This window comes from Pontixanthobacter aquaemixtae, assembly GCF_009827395.1.
Taxonomy (GTDB): Bacteria; Pseudomonadota; Alphaproteobacteria; order Sphingomonadales; family Sphingomonadaceae; genus Pontixanthobacter; species Pontixanthobacter aquaemixtae.
In genome coordinates this window covers 527,514-541,621 of the sequence record NZ_WTYX01000002.1, presented here as the reverse complement: position 1 = coordinate 541,621, position 14,108 = coordinate 527,514, and the positions used below count along the sequence as shown (strand labels likewise).

General features: G+C 59.6%; 17 protein-coding genes. 10 read left to right on the top strand and 7 right to left on the bottom strand.

Going from position 1 to position 14,108, the window contains the following annotated elements; translation table 11 throughout:
- Positions 1-3: 3 nt before the first annotated feature.
- From GRI41_RS11650 to GRI41_RS11640, 3 genes are read left to right on the top strand one after another with little or no spacing between them, the layout of a single operon-like run.
- On the top strand, positions 4-1,380 hold the full coding sequence (locus tag GRI41_RS11650) for a M48 family metalloprotease (protein WP_160605158.1): 1,377 nt from the start codon (positions 4-6) through the stop codon (positions 1,378-1,380).
- A gap of 10 nt (positions 1,381-1,390) precedes the next feature.
- Positions 1,391-2,098, top strand: a complete 708-nt coding sequence (locus tag GRI41_RS11645) for a DsbA family protein (RefSeq protein WP_160605157.1) — start codon at positions 1,391-1,393, stop codon at positions 2,096-2,098.
- An 11-nt stretch (positions 2,099-2,109) separates the two neighbouring features.
- Complete coding sequence (locus tag GRI41_RS11640) at positions 2,110-3,060, top strand: hypothetical protein (protein WP_160605156.1); 951 nt, start codon at positions 2,110-2,112, stop codon at positions 3,058-3,060.
- On the opposite strand, the gene GRI41_RS11635 is transcribed toward GRI41_RS11640, so the two are convergent.
- Positions 3,057-3,665, bottom strand: a complete 609-nt coding sequence (locus GRI41_RS11635; protein WP_235901211.1) for an HD domain-containing protein — start codon at positions 3,663-3,665, stop codon at positions 3,057-3,059. The two genes, GRI41_RS11640 and GRI41_RS11635, sit on opposite strands and share 4 nt — an antisense overlap.
- 132 nt (positions 3,666-3,797) lie before the next feature.
- Between GRI41_RS11635 and GRI41_RS11630 the strand changes: the two genes are divergently transcribed.
- From GRI41_RS11630 to GRI41_RS11610, 5 genes are all read left to right on the top strand, one after another.
- Positions 3,798-5,033 carry a sensor histidine kinase gene (locus GRI41_RS11630; protein ID WP_160605155.1) on the top strand — a complete coding sequence of 412 codons (1,236 nt, stop codon included), beginning with the start codon at positions 3,798-3,800 and terminating at the stop codon, positions 5,031-5,033.
- Positions 5,030-5,827: a LytR/AlgR family response regulator transcription factor gene (locus GRI41_RS11625; protein WP_160605154.1), complete on the top strand. Its 798-nt coding sequence runs from the start codon at positions 5,030-5,032 to the stop codon at positions 5,825-5,827. Before GRI41_RS11630 ends, GRI41_RS11625 begins: the two co-directional genes overlap by 4 nt.
- Positions 5,817-6,689 carry a carboxylating nicotinate-nucleotide diphosphorylase gene (nadC, locus tag GRI41_RS11620; RefSeq protein WP_235901210.1) on the top strand — a complete coding sequence of 291 codons (873 nt, stop codon included), beginning with the start codon at positions 5,817-5,819 and terminating at the stop codon, positions 6,687-6,689. Before GRI41_RS11625 ends, nadC begins: the two co-directional genes overlap by 11 nt.
- A 59-nt stretch (positions 6,690-6,748) precedes the next feature.
- On the top strand, positions 6,749-7,168 hold the full coding sequence (locus GRI41_RS11615) for a hypothetical protein (RefSeq protein WP_160605152.1): 420 nt from the start codon (positions 6,749-6,751) through the stop codon (positions 7,166-7,168).
- An 85-nt stretch (positions 7,169-7,253) separates the two neighbouring features.
- Positions 7,254-7,877, top strand: coding sequence for a ribonuclease T2 family protein (locus GRI41_RS11610; RefSeq protein ID WP_235901209.1), 624 nt, complete (start codon positions 7,254-7,256; stop codon positions 7,875-7,877).
- Between the two features lie 4 nt (positions 7,878-7,881).
- Here the strand turns inward: GRI41_RS11610 and GRI41_RS14430 are convergent, their stop codons facing one another.
- Together GRI41_RS14430 and GRI41_RS11605 are read right to left on the bottom strand one after the other, a co-directional pair.
- On the bottom strand, positions 7,882-8,016 hold the full coding sequence (locus GRI41_RS14430; protein WP_268893205.1) for a hypothetical protein: 135 nt from the start codon (positions 8,014-8,016) through the stop codon (positions 7,882-7,884).
- Between the two features lie 122 nt (positions 8,017-8,138).
- Positions 8,139-8,594 carry a nucleoside deaminase gene (locus tag GRI41_RS11605; RefSeq protein WP_160605150.1) on the bottom strand — a complete coding sequence of 152 codons (456 nt, stop codon included), beginning with the start codon at positions 8,592-8,594 and terminating at the stop codon, positions 8,139-8,141.
- Between the two features lie 187 nt (positions 8,595-8,781).
- Between GRI41_RS11605 and rpmB the strand changes: the two genes are divergently transcribed.
- Complete coding sequence (gene rpmB, locus GRI41_RS11600) at positions 8,782-9,078, top strand: 50S ribosomal protein L28 (RefSeq protein WP_160605149.1); 297 nt, start codon at positions 8,782-8,784, stop codon at positions 9,076-9,078.
- Positions 9,079-9,156: 78 nt separating this feature from the next.
- Here rpmB and GRI41_RS11595 read toward each other — a convergent pair whose 3' ends face one another.
- From GRI41_RS11595 to xseA, 4 genes are read right to left on the bottom strand one after another with little or no spacing between them, the layout of a single operon-like run.
- A complete protein-coding gene (locus GRI41_RS11595) occupies positions 9,157-10,131 on the bottom strand; it encodes an esterase-like activity of phytase family protein (RefSeq protein ID WP_160605148.1) in 975 nt (324 codons plus the stop codon).
- 30 nt (positions 10,132-10,161) lie between these two features.
- On the bottom strand, positions 10,162-11,115 hold the full coding sequence (locus GRI41_RS11590) for a M23 family metallopeptidase (protein WP_235901208.1): 954 nt from the start codon (positions 11,113-11,115) through the stop codon (positions 10,162-10,164).
- Positions 11,112-11,315, bottom strand: a complete 204-nt coding sequence (locus GRI41_RS11585; protein WP_160605147.1) for a DUF2093 domain-containing protein — start codon at positions 11,313-11,315, stop codon at positions 11,112-11,114. Before GRI41_RS11585 ends, GRI41_RS11590 begins: the two co-directional genes overlap by 4 nt.
- Before the next feature lie 24 nt (positions 11,316-11,339).
- A complete protein-coding gene (xseA, locus tag GRI41_RS11580; RefSeq protein WP_160605146.1) occupies positions 11,340-12,800 on the bottom strand; it encodes an exodeoxyribonuclease VII large subunit in 1,461 nt (486 codons plus the stop codon).
- Here xseA and purD point away from each other — a divergent pair.
- Entirely contained in the window at positions 12,799-14,094 is a 1,296-nt protein-coding gene (gene purD, locus GRI41_RS11575) for a phosphoribosylamine--glycine ligase (RefSeq protein WP_160605145.1), read from the top strand. The two genes, xseA and purD, sit on opposite strands and share 2 nt — an antisense overlap.
- Positions 14,095-14,108 lie beyond the last annotated feature (14 nt).

The following is a 14,108-nucleotide window of genomic DNA, read 5'->3' as shown; positions in this document are numbered from 1 at the left end:
CGCATGCGAAGATTCCCTTCCCCCGTCCAATTCCTCGCCCGGCTGCTCGCCATTGTCGCCGCGTTGACGATGATCGCGCAGCCCGCCGCCGCGCAATCAATCCTGCGCGACGCAGAAACCGAGGCATTGCTGAGCGACATGTCCGCTCCGTTGATCGAGGCCGCAGGGCTTGAGCCGGGCAATGTCGATGTGGTGCTGGTCAATGATCGATCAATCAACGCCTTCGTGGCAGGCGGGCAAGCCGTCTATATCCACACCGGTCTGATTGAGGCGGCTGACACAGCCGAAGAGGTCCAAGGCGTGATCGCCCATGAGCTGGGCCATATTACCGGCGGTCATATAAACCGCATGCATGACGGCATTGGCAAGGCAACCAATATCTCGATCCTGTCGATGCTGATCGGTGTGGCCGCTGCGCTTGCCGGGGCCGGTGATGCTGGCATGGGTATTATCGCAGCAGGCCAGCAAGCCGCCTATGGTAACTTCCTTGCCTTCACCCGCGTGCAGGAAGCCAGCGCCGATGCCGCTGGTGCGGAATATCTTTCGATTGCCGGAATTTCGGGCCGTGGCTCGCTGGAATTCTTCAAAAAGCTGCAGAACCTGGAATTCCGCTACGGCCGCAGTCAGGATGATGATGCGACATTCAGCCGCACCCACCCCTTGTCCGGTGACCGGATCGCTTTGCTGCGAGAAACCTATATTGCCGATCCGGCGTGGGATCAGCCTGCGGACACTGAGCTTCAGGCAAGGTTCGAACGCGTCAAAGCCAAGCTTTACGGATATCAGGCCGACCCGAGAAAGACTCTACAGGAATTTCCCGAGACCCGGACCGATATCCCCGCCCGTTATGCCCGCGCCTATGGCTATCACAAAAATGCGATGATCGAAGAGGCGCTAGAGGAAGCCAACGCTCTTCTCGGATCAAACCCTGATGACCCCTATTTCCTCGAGCTCAAGGGCCAGGTGCTGCTTGAATCGGGACGGCCTGCGGAGGCGATTTCGCCCCTCAGACGGGCAACCGAATTGTCGCTTAGCGAACCGCTGATTGCATCGATGTTCGGCCATGCCCTTATTGCCACCGAAGATGAGAGCCATCACGCCGAAGCCGAACAAGTGCTTCGCGCTGCGGTTGCGCGCGACCGGCTCAATCCCTTTGCATGGTATCAGCTGGGCGTCGTCTATGCAGCCAAAGGCGACATGCCGAGGGCAAGATTGGCCAGCGCCGAACAGCAGGTGATGAGCAGGCAATACGGGTTGGCCATTCGCAGCGCGGGCTTCGCCGAGGCAGGGCTGCCGGTTGGTTCGCCCGATTGGCTTCGCGCTCAGGATATCGGCCTGCAAGCCCGCGCCGAGCTTGAACGGCTGCAAGAGCGCCGCTAGCGCACTCGCCATGCAGGATAATTCCAAACGATCATTGCTGGTCACCGCTTTTGTCGCGCTGCTTTTCGGATTTGGCGGTGCGGCTTTGTGGTCGGTTACAGGGCTCGGCCACTCGCAAACGCGCGACTATCTGCTCGAGAATCCCGAACTTCTCCCGCAGATGGCAGAGAATCTTCAGCGCAAAGAAGCAAGCGCCCGGTTGGTGGGCGTTGCGGACCAAGTGGTTGCCCCCTTCCCCGGCGCGGTTCTGGGTAACCCCGAAGGCACTGTCACTTTGGTCGAGTTCACCGATTACGGCTGCTCTTTTTGCCGGTTGAGCCGCGAACCGATCGAGGCTCTGATCGCGAAGAACCCCGATCTGCGGGTTGTAATTCGCGAATGGCCAATTTTCGAAGGCAGCGACAAGGCTGCGAGCATGGCGCTGGCCGCCGCGCAGCAAGGCAAATTTGCAGAGTTCCACGCCGCCATGTTTGATCAAAGCTCGCGAAGCGAAGACGGCATCCTTGCCGCCGCGGCTATTGCCGAGCTTGATCTTGCCAAGGCGGAACAATTCATCGAGGCGGGCGGCCCCGATTACGAATTGTCGAAGAACACCGGGCTTGCGCGGCAATTGGGTTTTGGCGGCACGCCGAGCTGGGTCGTGGGGGACCAGGCGTTTGAGGGCGCGGTCGGCGAAGAGGCGCTGCAAGCTGCAATCGACGCGGCCCGCGAATCCTGAAATTGCGCGGATTGGCGCGCCTTTTCCTTTCTATCCTTCTGGCTGCGCTCGCCGTTCCCACAGCGGCGCATGACATAGGCTACGGGGACTCGCTGCGGAACCTGCAGCTGCTCGACACACGGGTCCAGACCATTGGCTGGCGTCTCGCCGATGGCAACGCGTCATTCTGCGATCAAACAAGCCCCGCAATCGGGCTGCTGATTCAGGATTTGCAGGGGTACAACAGGCCGGATGATGCTCGGTCAGCCTTGGCCATCCCAACTGATTTTGCGGTGCAGGCCGTGGCCGAAGGCAGTCCTGCCGACAAAGCCGGGCTCCAGTCCAATCAGCCAATTGTGGCGATCGATTACAGCGATCTGTCCGGCATGGTGCGCGATGCCAAGGCGATTTATCTTCGGCTGCTGCAGGTCGAACGGGTGTTGCAGTCCAGCCTTGAGGCCAATGGAGTGGTGGCCCTGAATGTCGCAGATGATGAAAGCGCAATTACCGTAACGGGTGTACCGGTTTGCAAGGCGCGGTTCGTGGTTCGCCCAAGCGATGATAAGGCAGCAGCCGATGCGGCAAGCGTCTATGTCGGCGGCAATTTTGCGGGACTTTCCTATGCCGATGACGAATTGGCCGCGGCGATGGCGCATGAGCTGGCGCATGTCGTACTAGGCCACCCGCAATGGCTCTCTGCCAACGGGCGAAAACGCCGCGATATCCGGGAGACCGAGCGCGAGGCAGACCGGCTGATGCCGTGGTTGCTTGCCAATGCCGGCTATGACCCCGCCGCAGCCGTTCGCTTCATGCGGCGCTGGGGCCCCGAACATGGGGGCGGGCTGTTTCGCAAACGCACCCATGATGGGTGGGACGAGCGGGTCGAATTTATCGAGGCCGAGCTTCCGCTAATCGGTAAAGCACTCGAAAATGGCGGCGCCGCTGACTGGTCCGCCCGCTTTCCCCGCAAAGCGGTGAGTTAGGCCGCGTCATCCTCGACATACATCGAGCTAAGCGGTTTCGCCATTACCCGGCGCACCATCGGCTCGAAAAACTCAAGTGGTTCGCTGTCGTAATCGGGATCAAACGCCGCCTGATCATATTTCTCGCAGAATTCGGCGCAGGCGTCGAAATACGGACTGTCGCGGAATTGCTCGCGAATATCCTTATCCATCCCGAGGAAGTGAAAAAAGTAATAGCCCTGGAACGCCCCATGATGCTGGCAAATCCAATGCTCTTCCTCGGTTACGAAGGGTTTGATGATCGCGGCCGCAACATCGGGGTGGTTATAGGTTCCAAGCGTATCGCCAATGTCATGCAGCAGCGCCATTACGACATAGCGTTCGCCGCGCCCGTCGCGATGCGCACGAGTCGCGGTCTGAAGCGAATGTTCGAGGCGGCACACCGGAAAACCGCCAAAATCGCCTTCGAGCAATTTGAGATGCGTCAAAACCCGGTCCGCCACATCCGAGGCAAATTCCATGTAGTGGCCCTGGATAATGGCCCAGTCTTCAGCGGTGCCTTCCTTCATCTCGCGGAATTTCGCGCTTTTGCCTGCGCTTTTCATTTGGCCGGTCTTGATATCCATTGCTTTTCTCCCCTGCGCGAGAGCCATTCTTTCAGCCCGGTTAGCGCGTTTTATCCTGCCCACGATACCGCAAGGCGCATCGCGAGTAAAACATATGTGACGCGGTGGCCAATTTTGGGCTAAAGACCCTCTATGGCCGTATTGCCTTTCCAACCAACGCCATTCTTCGCGAACAAGAACAGGGCGTTCTGGGTCCTGCAACTTGCAGGCTGGGGCGGCGCGTTCTTGCTGCGCGCAACAGCGGCAATCGCCAACCAGCAGCCCACATCATTGCTGCTGCAACACCTGATCAGCGTGATCACCGGCTTTTCGATCACTCTCGTATTGTCGGTCATTTTCCGCGAGCTGATCAATCGCCGCCCGATCGTTACCTGGGGCGTGACCGGCGTTGTTCTGATGCTGTCGGTCGGGCTCTATACCTTTATCGACGCTTGGGTTTTGCAGTTGATCCGCGCCGATAGCGCGACATCCTTCACCCAACTGGTGATCGGCCTGTTCTACCTGCCTCTAACGCTGCTTGGAGCGTGGTCGGCGCTTTATTATGCGATCAATTTCTTTCTGCAGGTCGAACAACAGGCCGATCAATTGGAGCGGCTGGAAGCGCAGGCGACCACCGCGCAATTGCAAATGCTGCGTTATCAGCTCAATCCGCATTTTCTGTTCAACACGCTCAACTCGATCAGCACGCTGGTGCTGCTGAAGCAGACCGAGCCGGCCAATGCGATGCTTACGCGGCTTTCCTCTTTCCTTCGCCATACATTGTTGATTGAGCCCAGCGGCAAAGTCACCCTGGCGCAAGAGGTGGAAACGCTGAACCTTTATCTCGGCATCGAACGGATGCGCTTCGAAGACCGGTTGCGGACCGAATTCGATATCGAACCAGCAGCGGCCAAGGCCTATCTGCCCGCGATGCTCCTCCAGCCTCTTGTCGAAAACGCGATCAAATATGCGGTGTCCCCTCAAGAAGAAGGCGCAAAGATCAGCCTGTCGGCGCAGCTCGTCGGAAAGCGGCTGCGGATTAGCGTTTCCGATACCGGACCGGGATTGCAGGGCGGCGATTCCGCGCGCAAATTACCTGATGCGTTGACAGGAGAAGGGCACGCAGTGTCGACCGGTGTTGGATTGCCGAATATTCGAGACAGGCTGGTGCAAGCCTATGGCGAAGACCATTCGTTTGAAATCCGCACGCCCCCGGCAGGCGGCTTCACCGTGATAATCGAACTGCCGCACGAACGGCATGATCTTGAAGAAGAGCCGGAAACACCCGAACTGTTACACGATTCCCCCCCGAAACTTGCCGCGCCGGCTCAGGATACCCCCACCCCCGAGCCCGCATTGGCGCCGCGACAGATTGGAACACAGACATGACCATCCGAGCCATTATCGTCGATGACGAGAAACTCGCCGTCCAAGGGCTGCAATTGCGGCTCCAGGCTTTCGAAGATGTTGAAGTGATCGACACATGCGCCAACGGCCGCGAGGCGATCCGCAAGATCAAGACGCTCAAACCCGATGTTGTGTTTCTCGACATCCAGATGCCCGGCTTTGACGGGTTCAGCGTGGTCAAAGGGGTAATGGAGCTGGAGCCGCCGCTGATCGTATTCGTGACTGCTTATCAAGAACATGCGATCCGCGCGTTTGAGGCCAATGCGGTCAACTACCTGATGAAGCCCGTCGATGAAGACAAGCTGGCCGACACGATAGAGCGTGTCCGCTTGCGCCTGTCGGAGAAGAAGTCGACCGAGGATGCAGAGCGGCTGATGAATGTTCTGGCCGAAGTTGCGCCCGATGCGGCCGAGGAATTTGCCGAGGATGATGGCGAAAGCGCCGAGCGGTTCGAAAAACTGATCAATGTCAAAGATCGCGGGCAGATCTTCCGCGTCGAAGTTGATTCGATCGAACATATCGAGGCTGCGGGCGATTATATGTGCATCTATACCGGCGACAATTCGTTGATCCTGCGCGAGACGATGAAAGACCTTGAGCGGCGGCTTGATCCGCGCAAGTTCCAGCGGGTGCACCGCTCCACCATCGTTAATCTAGACCAGGTGCGGCAAGTCAAACCGCATACCAATGGCGAGTGCTTCCTCGTTCTCGATTCGGGTGCAGAGGTGAAAGTGAGCCGTTCCTATCGCGATGTGGTGGCCCGCTTTGTCCACTAAGCCGTTTGGCCTCACCGGCTTCGATCTCGACAAATTTATCCGCGAAACCTTTGCCGAAGATCTTGGCGAAGGGCTTGCCGGCGGGGGGCGTGATGTCACTTCGGAAAGCGTGATTCCCGCAGATGCCCGATTCGCAGGGGTTATGGACAGCCGCGATCCGATCACAGTCGCCGGATTGCCGATTGCCGAAGCATTTTTCCGCGCGCTCGAGCCGGAAATGCACATCGAAATTCTCGTTGAGGAAGGCCAGTCCGTCCCTGCCGGATCGGATCTGATGCGTTTGTCGGGCAATGCCCGCGCCATGTTGACCGCCGAGCGCAGCGCGCTGAATACAGTCCAGCATCTTTCGGGCATCGCAACGATGGTGCGCGAATATGTCGACAGGATGGACAATCCCGATTGCACGCTGCTCGACACGCGCAAAACCATTCCCGGCCTGCGCCATCTGGAGAAATATGCTGTGCGCATGGGTGGCGCGAGCAATCACCGGATGGGTCTGTGGGACGCGGCGATGATCAAGGACAATCATGTGCTGGTTGCCGGTGATGTTGGCGAAGCTGTGCGCCGCGCGCGCGATGCGGGGGTCGAGACGATCATTTGCGAAGTCGACCGGCTGGACCAGATCGAACCGGCGCTGGACGCAGGCGCGACCCGGCTGCTGCTCGACAATATGGAGCCTGATACGCTGCGCGAAGCTGTGGCAATCGTGGCCGGGCGCGTGCCGACAGAGGCAAGCGGCGGAATTAATCTGGAAACGATCAAGGCCAAGGCTGCGACCGGCGTCGATTTTGTCTCGGTCGGCCGCCTGACTCAGAGCGCGCCCGCGGCGGATATCGGCCTCGACTTTACGCCGATCGACTGATTTTTCTTTTGCTGCGCACTCCTTATCCGCTAGCTTGAGCGCAAAAGGGGAGCAGGCATATGAAACCACAATCCATCAAAACGTTCGATTTTCTCTATCTCGGCTCGCTGGTGCTGGGTGTGATCAATTTTGTTGTAACGCGCAACGAAACCATGGCGATGCTCGAAGCGGATCCGGCGACAGCGCAATTGGGCAGCGGCTTTCTGTATGGAGCCTTCGCCTTTGGAATGGGGATTTCCTTGCTGCTGTGGTTTCTGATTTCGAATGTGAAAAGCAAAGTCGCGATGTGGATCATGATCGTCTTGTTCGTGATCGGTGTGTTGATGACGCCGGCTTCGTTGGCTGGAATGAGCATGTTGGGGACGGTGTTCGTTATCGCGGTCACGGTCATGCAGGCTGCCTCGATCTTCTATCTGTTCCGCCCCGATGCCAAAGCCTATTTGTCCAATGACCCGGTTGACCACGACACTTTCAAGTAGGCTCCTGCGCCTGCTGGCTGTGGCGCTTTCGCTGGCGCTATCGGCCATACCAATTGCGGCGGCGGCGCAGGCTTATCAGTGCCGCATGCCGCAATCGGTCCCGGTTCCGAAAATAACGCCCGATGCCAAACCGCGGCGCCTACCCGTTACAGGCTATACGCTCGCGGCGAGCTGGTCGCCCGAATTCTGCAAAGGGCGCGAAACGCAAGCACGGCACCGGACGCAGTGCTCCACGCGCAATGGGCGCTTCGCCTTTGTCGCGCACGGCCTGTGGCCCGAAAGCCGCGGATCATGGCCGCAATGGTGCCGGACATCGCGTGTCGTTTCCTCCGCCGAAGCGCGACGGAACATGTGCATGATGCCTTCGGCAAGGCTGATCGCGAGCCAATGGGCGAAACATGGCAGCTGCATGGTGAGCAAGCCCGAATCCTATTTCAAGATCACGCGCATCTTATGGAGAAGCATCACATTCCCGCCCGGCGATCAATTATCGCGCGAGGATGATCTCACCGCAGGAAAACTGCGCGACGCCTTTATTCGCACTAATCCGGCCTGGCCGCGCGAAGCGATTGGCGTGAATTTGAACAGGCGCGGTTGGCTGCGCGAGCTTAGGCTCTGCTATGGCAAGGATTTCATGCCCAAGTGGTGTGACAAGCGGCGGTTTGGTGCGCGCGATTCGGCGAAAGTGAAAATCTGGCGAGGACTGTAAAGGTTTACTGGTTCAGTGCCCACCAGCCGCTTGCTCCGGCTACGACCGCTGCAGGAATCAGACCAAACACCATGTAGGCACCGACGGTGAGAATAATCACGCCGGCCCAGATCATGGATTTGGTCGTAGTGTTGTACATCGCCGTTCTCCCGCCCAAAGGCTTCCCGCCTGAATCGCTCGCGCCAGATGGTCCGTGATCAGTAGCGCCGGAGAGTTATAGCAAGGTAAACACCGGTTCCGATTGGCTCCAAGCGGCAGTCGCTATCGCAGCTTGGAGAAAAACGCCTTCAACATAACGGTCGCCTCGGCTTCACCTATTCCAGAATAGACCTCCGGCCTGTGCAGACATTGCTCCTGCTCGAACACTCTGGCCCCGTGTTCTACCGCCCCGCCTTTGGGATCGGAGGCCGCATAATATAGCTTCGCGATGCGCGCATGGCTGATCGCGCCTGCACACATCGCGCATGGTTCCAGCGTGACCCACAACTCGCAGCCTTCAAGCCGCTCATCGCCCAGCGCCTTTGCCGCCGCGCGTATCGCCATGATTTCAGCGTGCGCGGTCGGGTCGTGATCCGTGCGCGGGGTGTTGTGCGCTTCGGAGATAATTTTTCCGCCGCGCATAATCACCGCCCCTACCGGAACTTCGCCCGCCTCCGCAGACGCCTCGGCCAAGGCAAGCGCGCGCTGCATTGGTAGGGGGAGCGGCCATTTTGTCATGGCCGATGCGCTAGCGCCGCTGGCCCATTCGTGCAATCAGTCACCGCTAAAGCGAACTGCGACAGGGCGACGATTTGCTTGACGATTCGCGCTTTGGAAGCTATCCGCGCGCCTTTCCGGGATAATCCCACAGATTAAACTGGCCCTCGGCACACGCCGGCGGCCCCGAATTCGAACGAGAAACAGCATGTCGCGCATTTGCGAACTGACCGGCAAGGGCCGCCTGACCGGCAACAACGTTAGCCACGCCAACAATAGAACGAAGCGTGTGTTCCTGCCCAATCTGCAGCACGTGACGCTGCTCAGCGAAAAGCTTGATCGCGGTTTCAAATTCCGTGTGTCGACTCACGCATTGCGCTCGGTCGAGCATAATGGCGGTCTCGACAATTGGTTGCTCAAGACCAAAGACGAAAAGCTCTCCAAGAACGCGCTGAAAGTGAAGCGCGAACTGAAGAAAGCGGTCAAGGAAGACAAAGCCGCCTGATTTGCGGCCCGCGCCCTTTGGGTGCGCGGCGTTCCATTGAGGACAATGAAGGGCGTGCGGGATATCCGCGCGCCTTTTCTATTGCGCGTCCTGCGTGGCCGGATCCCAATGAAGCTTGACCAGCAAGGTCCGCTGGAAAGTCGTGCCATTGTCGTCGGAGATCAGCCATAAATCCACCGTTCCGTCCTTGCGCGGGATTATTGCCAACCCTTCATAATTGTCTTCCAGATCGGGATCAGAAATTGCCGCCATCTCGCGGCCGGACCAATTTCCGCCGGATGCGATTTGCGATGGATCGGCGACGACCAGTTTCGTGTTGAATGATGGCGGAAGGCCGGGAACGAGTTTGCGCGCGAGAATCACCACGCGGCCATCGGGCAACTGCGCCATATCCACCGGGCGATACCCCTTGGGAGGTTCGAAACGGAAACTCTGCGCTATTGCCCCTTCCAGCGGGTCGCCATCAAACAGGATCGCCTGATGTACGCTGCCCAAGTAGGATTCGCGGCCCTCGGCGATCACAATGAAGCGCCCGTCGGATAGACGCACCATCGATTCGGGCCCCGAATTGGACGCCCAGCCGGCCATGGCGTCTGGCTGGACGCGGGTACTTCCGGTCAGATCGCTTTCCAGCCGCTCAATCGTGTTGGTGCCTTCATACCCGACCCAGATGCGGCCCGTCTGCGGATCGCGAGTGAGCGATTCGATGTCGATCAGCTTCTTCTTATACGCAGTGCGGCCTGCGAAACGGCCAATCTCGACGGTGCCGTCGGCTCCGGGGATGGGGAAGCGGAGAAGCCCCCCCGAATCGCTGGCTGAGAGAAACTGATCGTCCGGCATGGCCAATAGCGAGGAATAGCTGCCAAACAGGCTGTTCGGGCTGTCCAAGTGCCATGCGCTTTCGAGCGTGGCCTCTCCGATATCGCCGGCCCCGATGTCGAGCGGCGTGAGCGAAAGCGACTGGCTGAGATTGGCCTTAACCGCGGGGGAACGCACCCACGTCGTCAGCCCGGCCAGCACCAGAAGGATAACCAGCGCGACTGTTCTAATCATGGTTCACCGGACGTGTTCGCGGCAATGTGATCAGCGCATCGGGCCGGTGAACAGCAACGGATCAAGGCGCGCATCGCGCCATTTCAGCCCCCAATGGAGATGCGGTCCGGTTGCACGCCCCGACGCGCCGATATTGCCGATATACTGGCCCTGCCGGACGGTTTCCCCGTCGCGCACCGCAATTTTCGACATGTGCAGGAATGCACTGTTGAGGCCCTGCCCGTGGTCGATGATCAGCAAATAGCCTTCGAGCGAGAATGGCTGCGTTGTCGCCAGAGTCACCACGCCATCGGCGGGCGCCACGAACGGCGTGCCATTGCCGCCGGCAATATCAATCCCGCTATGATAGGATCCGGGCTCGCCGCGATAAATCCGCTGGCGTCCAAAGCGCCCGGAAATGCGCCCTGTCACCGGCCAAATGAAATCCTGCCGCCAACCGGTCGCCCCGGTTTCCATGGCCCGCGCGGCGACGATTGCGTTATATTCGGGCTCTCGCCGCTTCCACCATGCCTCGCTCGATCCCGAAGGGCGTTTTGCAACATTGACCCGTTCGATATCCCATGTGCGCGGCGAGATCGCGATCGGGCTTTCGATCCTGCGGCCATCGGAAAGCCGTGCAACAAGGGTCTCGGTCGAGCCCGCATCGCGGTCGAAAGCTGCAAAGAAATGGCCGCCATCATCGAGCGTCAGCGTCTGGCTTCCCAAAGTTGCCGTCACGGTGCCGCCCGGCGCTTGCCCGCGAATCCACCCGCCTTGCGTAAGCTCGCCGTCAAAAACAAATGTCGTAGGACCCGGAGGAGGTGTCGGGGAGGGTGATGGACTTGGTGTTGAGACCGGAGCAGGCCGCGCCGCCGGTGTCGAAATCGGCTGAACCACTTCGGCCTGACCGGTTTCGGGCGCTTGCTCCTCAAGCGCGGTACCGCTGCAGCCCGACAAGCTCATCAACGCAGCGCTGATCACAAGCGCGGTGCGCAGGGGCATCATTCGATGTCCATCAATCTGCGCGTGGCGATTTCGGCGCTGGCATAGGGTTCTTGCAAATCCACGCTCCAATAGCGCAATTCTTCCAGCCCGATCTGTTCGGATGTAACCGCGCACAGCACAAAGCTGCCCGATTTCACCACCCGAAAGCCGTTGGGGCCGTAAGCCAGCTTGGCCTCTTTCTCACCTGAAGACATCAACATAGCCGCGCCCTTAGCAAACTGGCGCTAGCCGAACAAATCATCTTGTCGATTCTGTGCCGTATCGGTGCGTGGCTTGCGCTTGCGTGGTTTGGCCTGAGCTGCAGGCGCCGCACCGGTTGTTACATCAAGAATGCCATCGCCAAATTCGATACCCAGCGCCGCGTGCTGGCCCGCATCCTTGCGCGTCCTGACCAAATTTCCATCAACATCTTTGACCAGCACGAAGCCGCGTTTCAACGGCGCCTTGGGGTTAAGCGATTGATATAGCCGATCGAGCGCAGCAAACCGCTCGCTATCGCGCGAAAAGCGCCCCTCGATGACCGCCGCGGACAAGCGATTGTTGCCAAGTTTCTGCCGTGCCTCGCGAAGACCGCGATCCAATATCGCGCGCGGCATGCGCAACGCCCCGAGCTTCTCGCGCCCTTTCGCGGCGCGGTCCATCAACCCGCGTCGAAGCCTCTCTGACAGATCGTCCAGTTTCTGGCCTTGCGGCTGCAAAACCGCCTCGGGCCTGGGCAGCCGCTGGACCCGTGCCTCCAATCGTTCGCGGCCCAATGTGACCGGACGCCCGATTGCGCGTTTCTGGCGGTGCGCCAGATCCTCGATTGTCGCGGCAAGCTCTGCACGAACCGGAACCGCCATTTCGGCAGCTGCGGTGGGAGTCGGCGCGCGCCTGTCAGCGGCGTAATCTGCAAGCGTCGTGTCTGTCTCATGCCCGACGGCTGAGATCACCGGAATCGGACAATCCGCAATCGCGCGAACGACCACCTCTTCGTTGAAGCCCCACAAATCCTCAATCGAACCGCCGCCGCGTGCTACGATCAAAACGTCGGGTTTGGGAATGGTCTTCGGCACATTCGAGAAGCCGCGAATCGCCGATGCAACCTGATCGGCGCTGCCTTGACCCTGCACCAGGACTGGCCAGACCAGAACCCGGCTCGGGAAGCGGTCGGCCAGACGGTGCAAAATATCGCGGATGACCGCACCGGTGGGCGACGTCACGACGGCAATCGTGCGCGGCAGAAACGGTAGCTGCCTTTTGCGTTCGGCGGCGAAAAGCCCTTCCTTTTCCAGTCGCAGCCGTGTTTTCTCAAGCAGCGCGAGCAGCGCGCCCTCGCCCGCGATTTCCATACTGTCCATGACAATCTGGTATTTCGAGCGGCCGGCATAAGTCGTCAGCTTGCCCGTCGCGACGACCTCAATCCCGTCTTCCGGCAGGAACCCCAGGCGCCCGGCATTGCCGCGCCACATCACTCCATCGATCACCGCCTTTTCATCTTTCAGGCTGCAATAGAGATGGCCAGACGCCGCGCGCTTGACCCCCGACAATTCGCCGCGCAAGCGGACAAAGCCGAAGCGATCCTCCACCGTCCGCTTAAGCATTGTCGATATTTCGGTGATCGAGAACGGAGCGGCGTTGTCGCCCTCTCCGCTGCGCGCTACCAATCCGTTCTCCGCATTTTCTTGGGATGAAGAACTGGGCATGAATATCCTTCTACTGGGCTCTGGCGGGCGCGAACATGCGCTGGCATGGAAATTGGCGCAATCCAGCTTGCTTGCCGGTTCCGACGATAGCTTTTACGCCGCGCCGGGCAACCCCGGTATTGCCGATCATGCACGATGCGTCGCGCTGGACGCCACTGATCATCAGGCGGTTTCCGATTTCTGCGCAGAGCACGCAATTGGCCTCGTTGTAATTGGTCCCGAAGCGCCGCTGGTCGATGGGTTGGCCGATAGTTTACGGAACAGCTCCATCGCGGTGTTCGGACCCGCAAAAGCCGCGGCACAGCTGGAAGGCAGCAAGGGTTTCACCAAGGATTTGTGCGAACGCGCCGGCATTCCCACCGCGGGATATGTCCGCACCGCTTCGCTCGCCGATGCAACCGCAGCGCTCGACAAATTCGAAGCGCCCTATGTTCTGAAAGCCGATGGATTGGCCGCGGGTAAGGGCGTGGTCATTGCCGAAACACGCGCCGAGGCTGCAGAAGCGCTGACCGACATGTATTCGGGACGCTTTGGCGAAGCTGGTGCCGAAGTCGTTATCGAGGAATTTATGCGCGGCGAGGAAGCGAGCTTTTTCGCGCTTACCGATGGCGAGACGATTATCCCCTTTGGCAGCGCGCAGGATCACAAGCGCGTTGGCGAAGGCGATACAGGGCCAAACACCGGCGGAATGGGCGCTTACAGCCCGGCGCCGGTGCTCACACCCGAGCTCGAGGCGCAGGTGATGGAACGGATTATCAAACCGACTGTCGACACCTTGCGCAGCGAAGGCATGCCCTATTCGGGAGTCCTGTTCGCCGGGCTCATGCTGACCGATAGCGGGCCGAAGCTGATCGAGTATAATTGCCGCTTCGGTGATCCGGAATGCCAAGTACTGATGACGCGCCTCGACAGCGATCTTGGCGAAATGATGTTGGCCTGTGCCCATGGCGAGTTGGACAAGGCTGGCGACGCCCGCTTCGAAGAAGCCACCGCGCTCACAGTCGTCATGGCGGCAAATGGCTATCCAGGAACGCCTGAGAAAGGCGGCTCCATCGATCTTGGCAATGCAGAAGGCGAAGGCGCGAAGGTGTTTCATGCAGGCACAAAGCGCAGCGAAGATGGCAGCCTGACAGCAAGCGGTGGCCGTGTACTCAATGTCACGCAAACCGGCGAAAATGTGACCGAGGCCAAGGCCAAAGCCTATCGGGCTGTGGATGCGATTGCCTTCCCGGACGGATTTTGTCGCCGCGATATCGGCTGGCGCGAAGTCGAGCGCGAGGGGCGCAGTGGCTGATTCCGCCAAAGTGT

Excerpts from the sequence above, each read along its gene's own strand:
- GRI41_RS11595 (WP_160605148.1), bottom strand. The coding sequence starts at position 10,131 with ATGATTAGAACAGTCGCGCTGGTTATCCTTCTGGTGCTGGCCGGGCTG.
- GRI41_RS11630 (WP_160605155.1), top strand. The coding sequence starts at position 3,798 with ATGGCCGTATTGCCTTTCCAACCAACGCCATTCTTCGCGAACAAGAAC.
- GRI41_RS11625 (WP_160605154.1), top strand. The coding sequence starts at position 5,030 with ATGACCATCCGAGCCATTATCGTCGATGACGAGAAACTCGCCGTCCAA.
- rpmB (WP_160605149.1), top strand. The coding sequence starts at position 8,782 with ATGTCGCGCATTTGCGAACTGACCGGCAAGGGCCGCCTGACCGGCAAC.
- xseA (WP_160605146.1), bottom strand. The coding sequence starts at position 12,800 with ATGCCCAGTTCTTCATCCCAAGAAAATGCGGAGAACGGATTGGTAGCG.
- GRI41_RS11590 (WP_235901208.1), bottom strand. The coding sequence starts at position 11,115 with ATGATGCCCCTGCGCACCGCGCTTGTGATCAGCGCTGCGTTGATGAGC.
- purD (WP_160605145.1), top strand. The coding sequence starts at position 12,799 with ATGAATATCCTTCTACTGGGCTCTGGCGGGCGCGAACATGCGCTGGCA.
- GRI41_RS14430 (WP_268893205.1), bottom strand. The coding sequence starts at position 8,016 with ATGTACAACACTACGACCAAATCCATGATCTGGGCCGGCGTGATTATT.
- GRI41_RS11610 (WP_235901209.1), top strand. The coding sequence starts at position 7,254 with ATGCCGCAATCGGTCCCGGTTCCGAAAATAACGCCCGATGCCAAACCG.
- GRI41_RS11635 (WP_235901211.1), bottom strand. The coding sequence starts at position 3,665 with ATGGATATCAAGACCGGCCAAATGAAAAGCGCAGGCAAAAGCGCGAAA.
- GRI41_RS11585 (WP_160605147.1), bottom strand. The coding sequence starts at position 11,315 with ATGTTGATGTCTTCAGGTGAGAAAGAGGCCAAGCTGGCTTACGGCCCC.
- GRI41_RS11605 (WP_160605150.1), bottom strand. The coding sequence starts at position 8,594 with ATGACAAAATGGCCGCTCCCCCTACCAATGCAGCGCGCGCTTGCCTTG.
- GRI41_RS11615 (WP_160605152.1), top strand. The coding sequence starts at position 6,749 with ATGAAACCACAATCCATCAAAACGTTCGATTTTCTCTATCTCGGCTCG.
- GRI41_RS11650 (WP_160605158.1), top strand. The coding sequence starts at position 4 with ATGCGAAGATTCCCTTCCCCCGTCCAATTCCTCGCCCGGCTGCTCGCC.
- GRI41_RS11645 (WP_160605157.1), top strand. The coding sequence starts at position 1,391 with ATGCAGGATAATTCCAAACGATCATTGCTGGTCACCGCTTTTGTCGCG.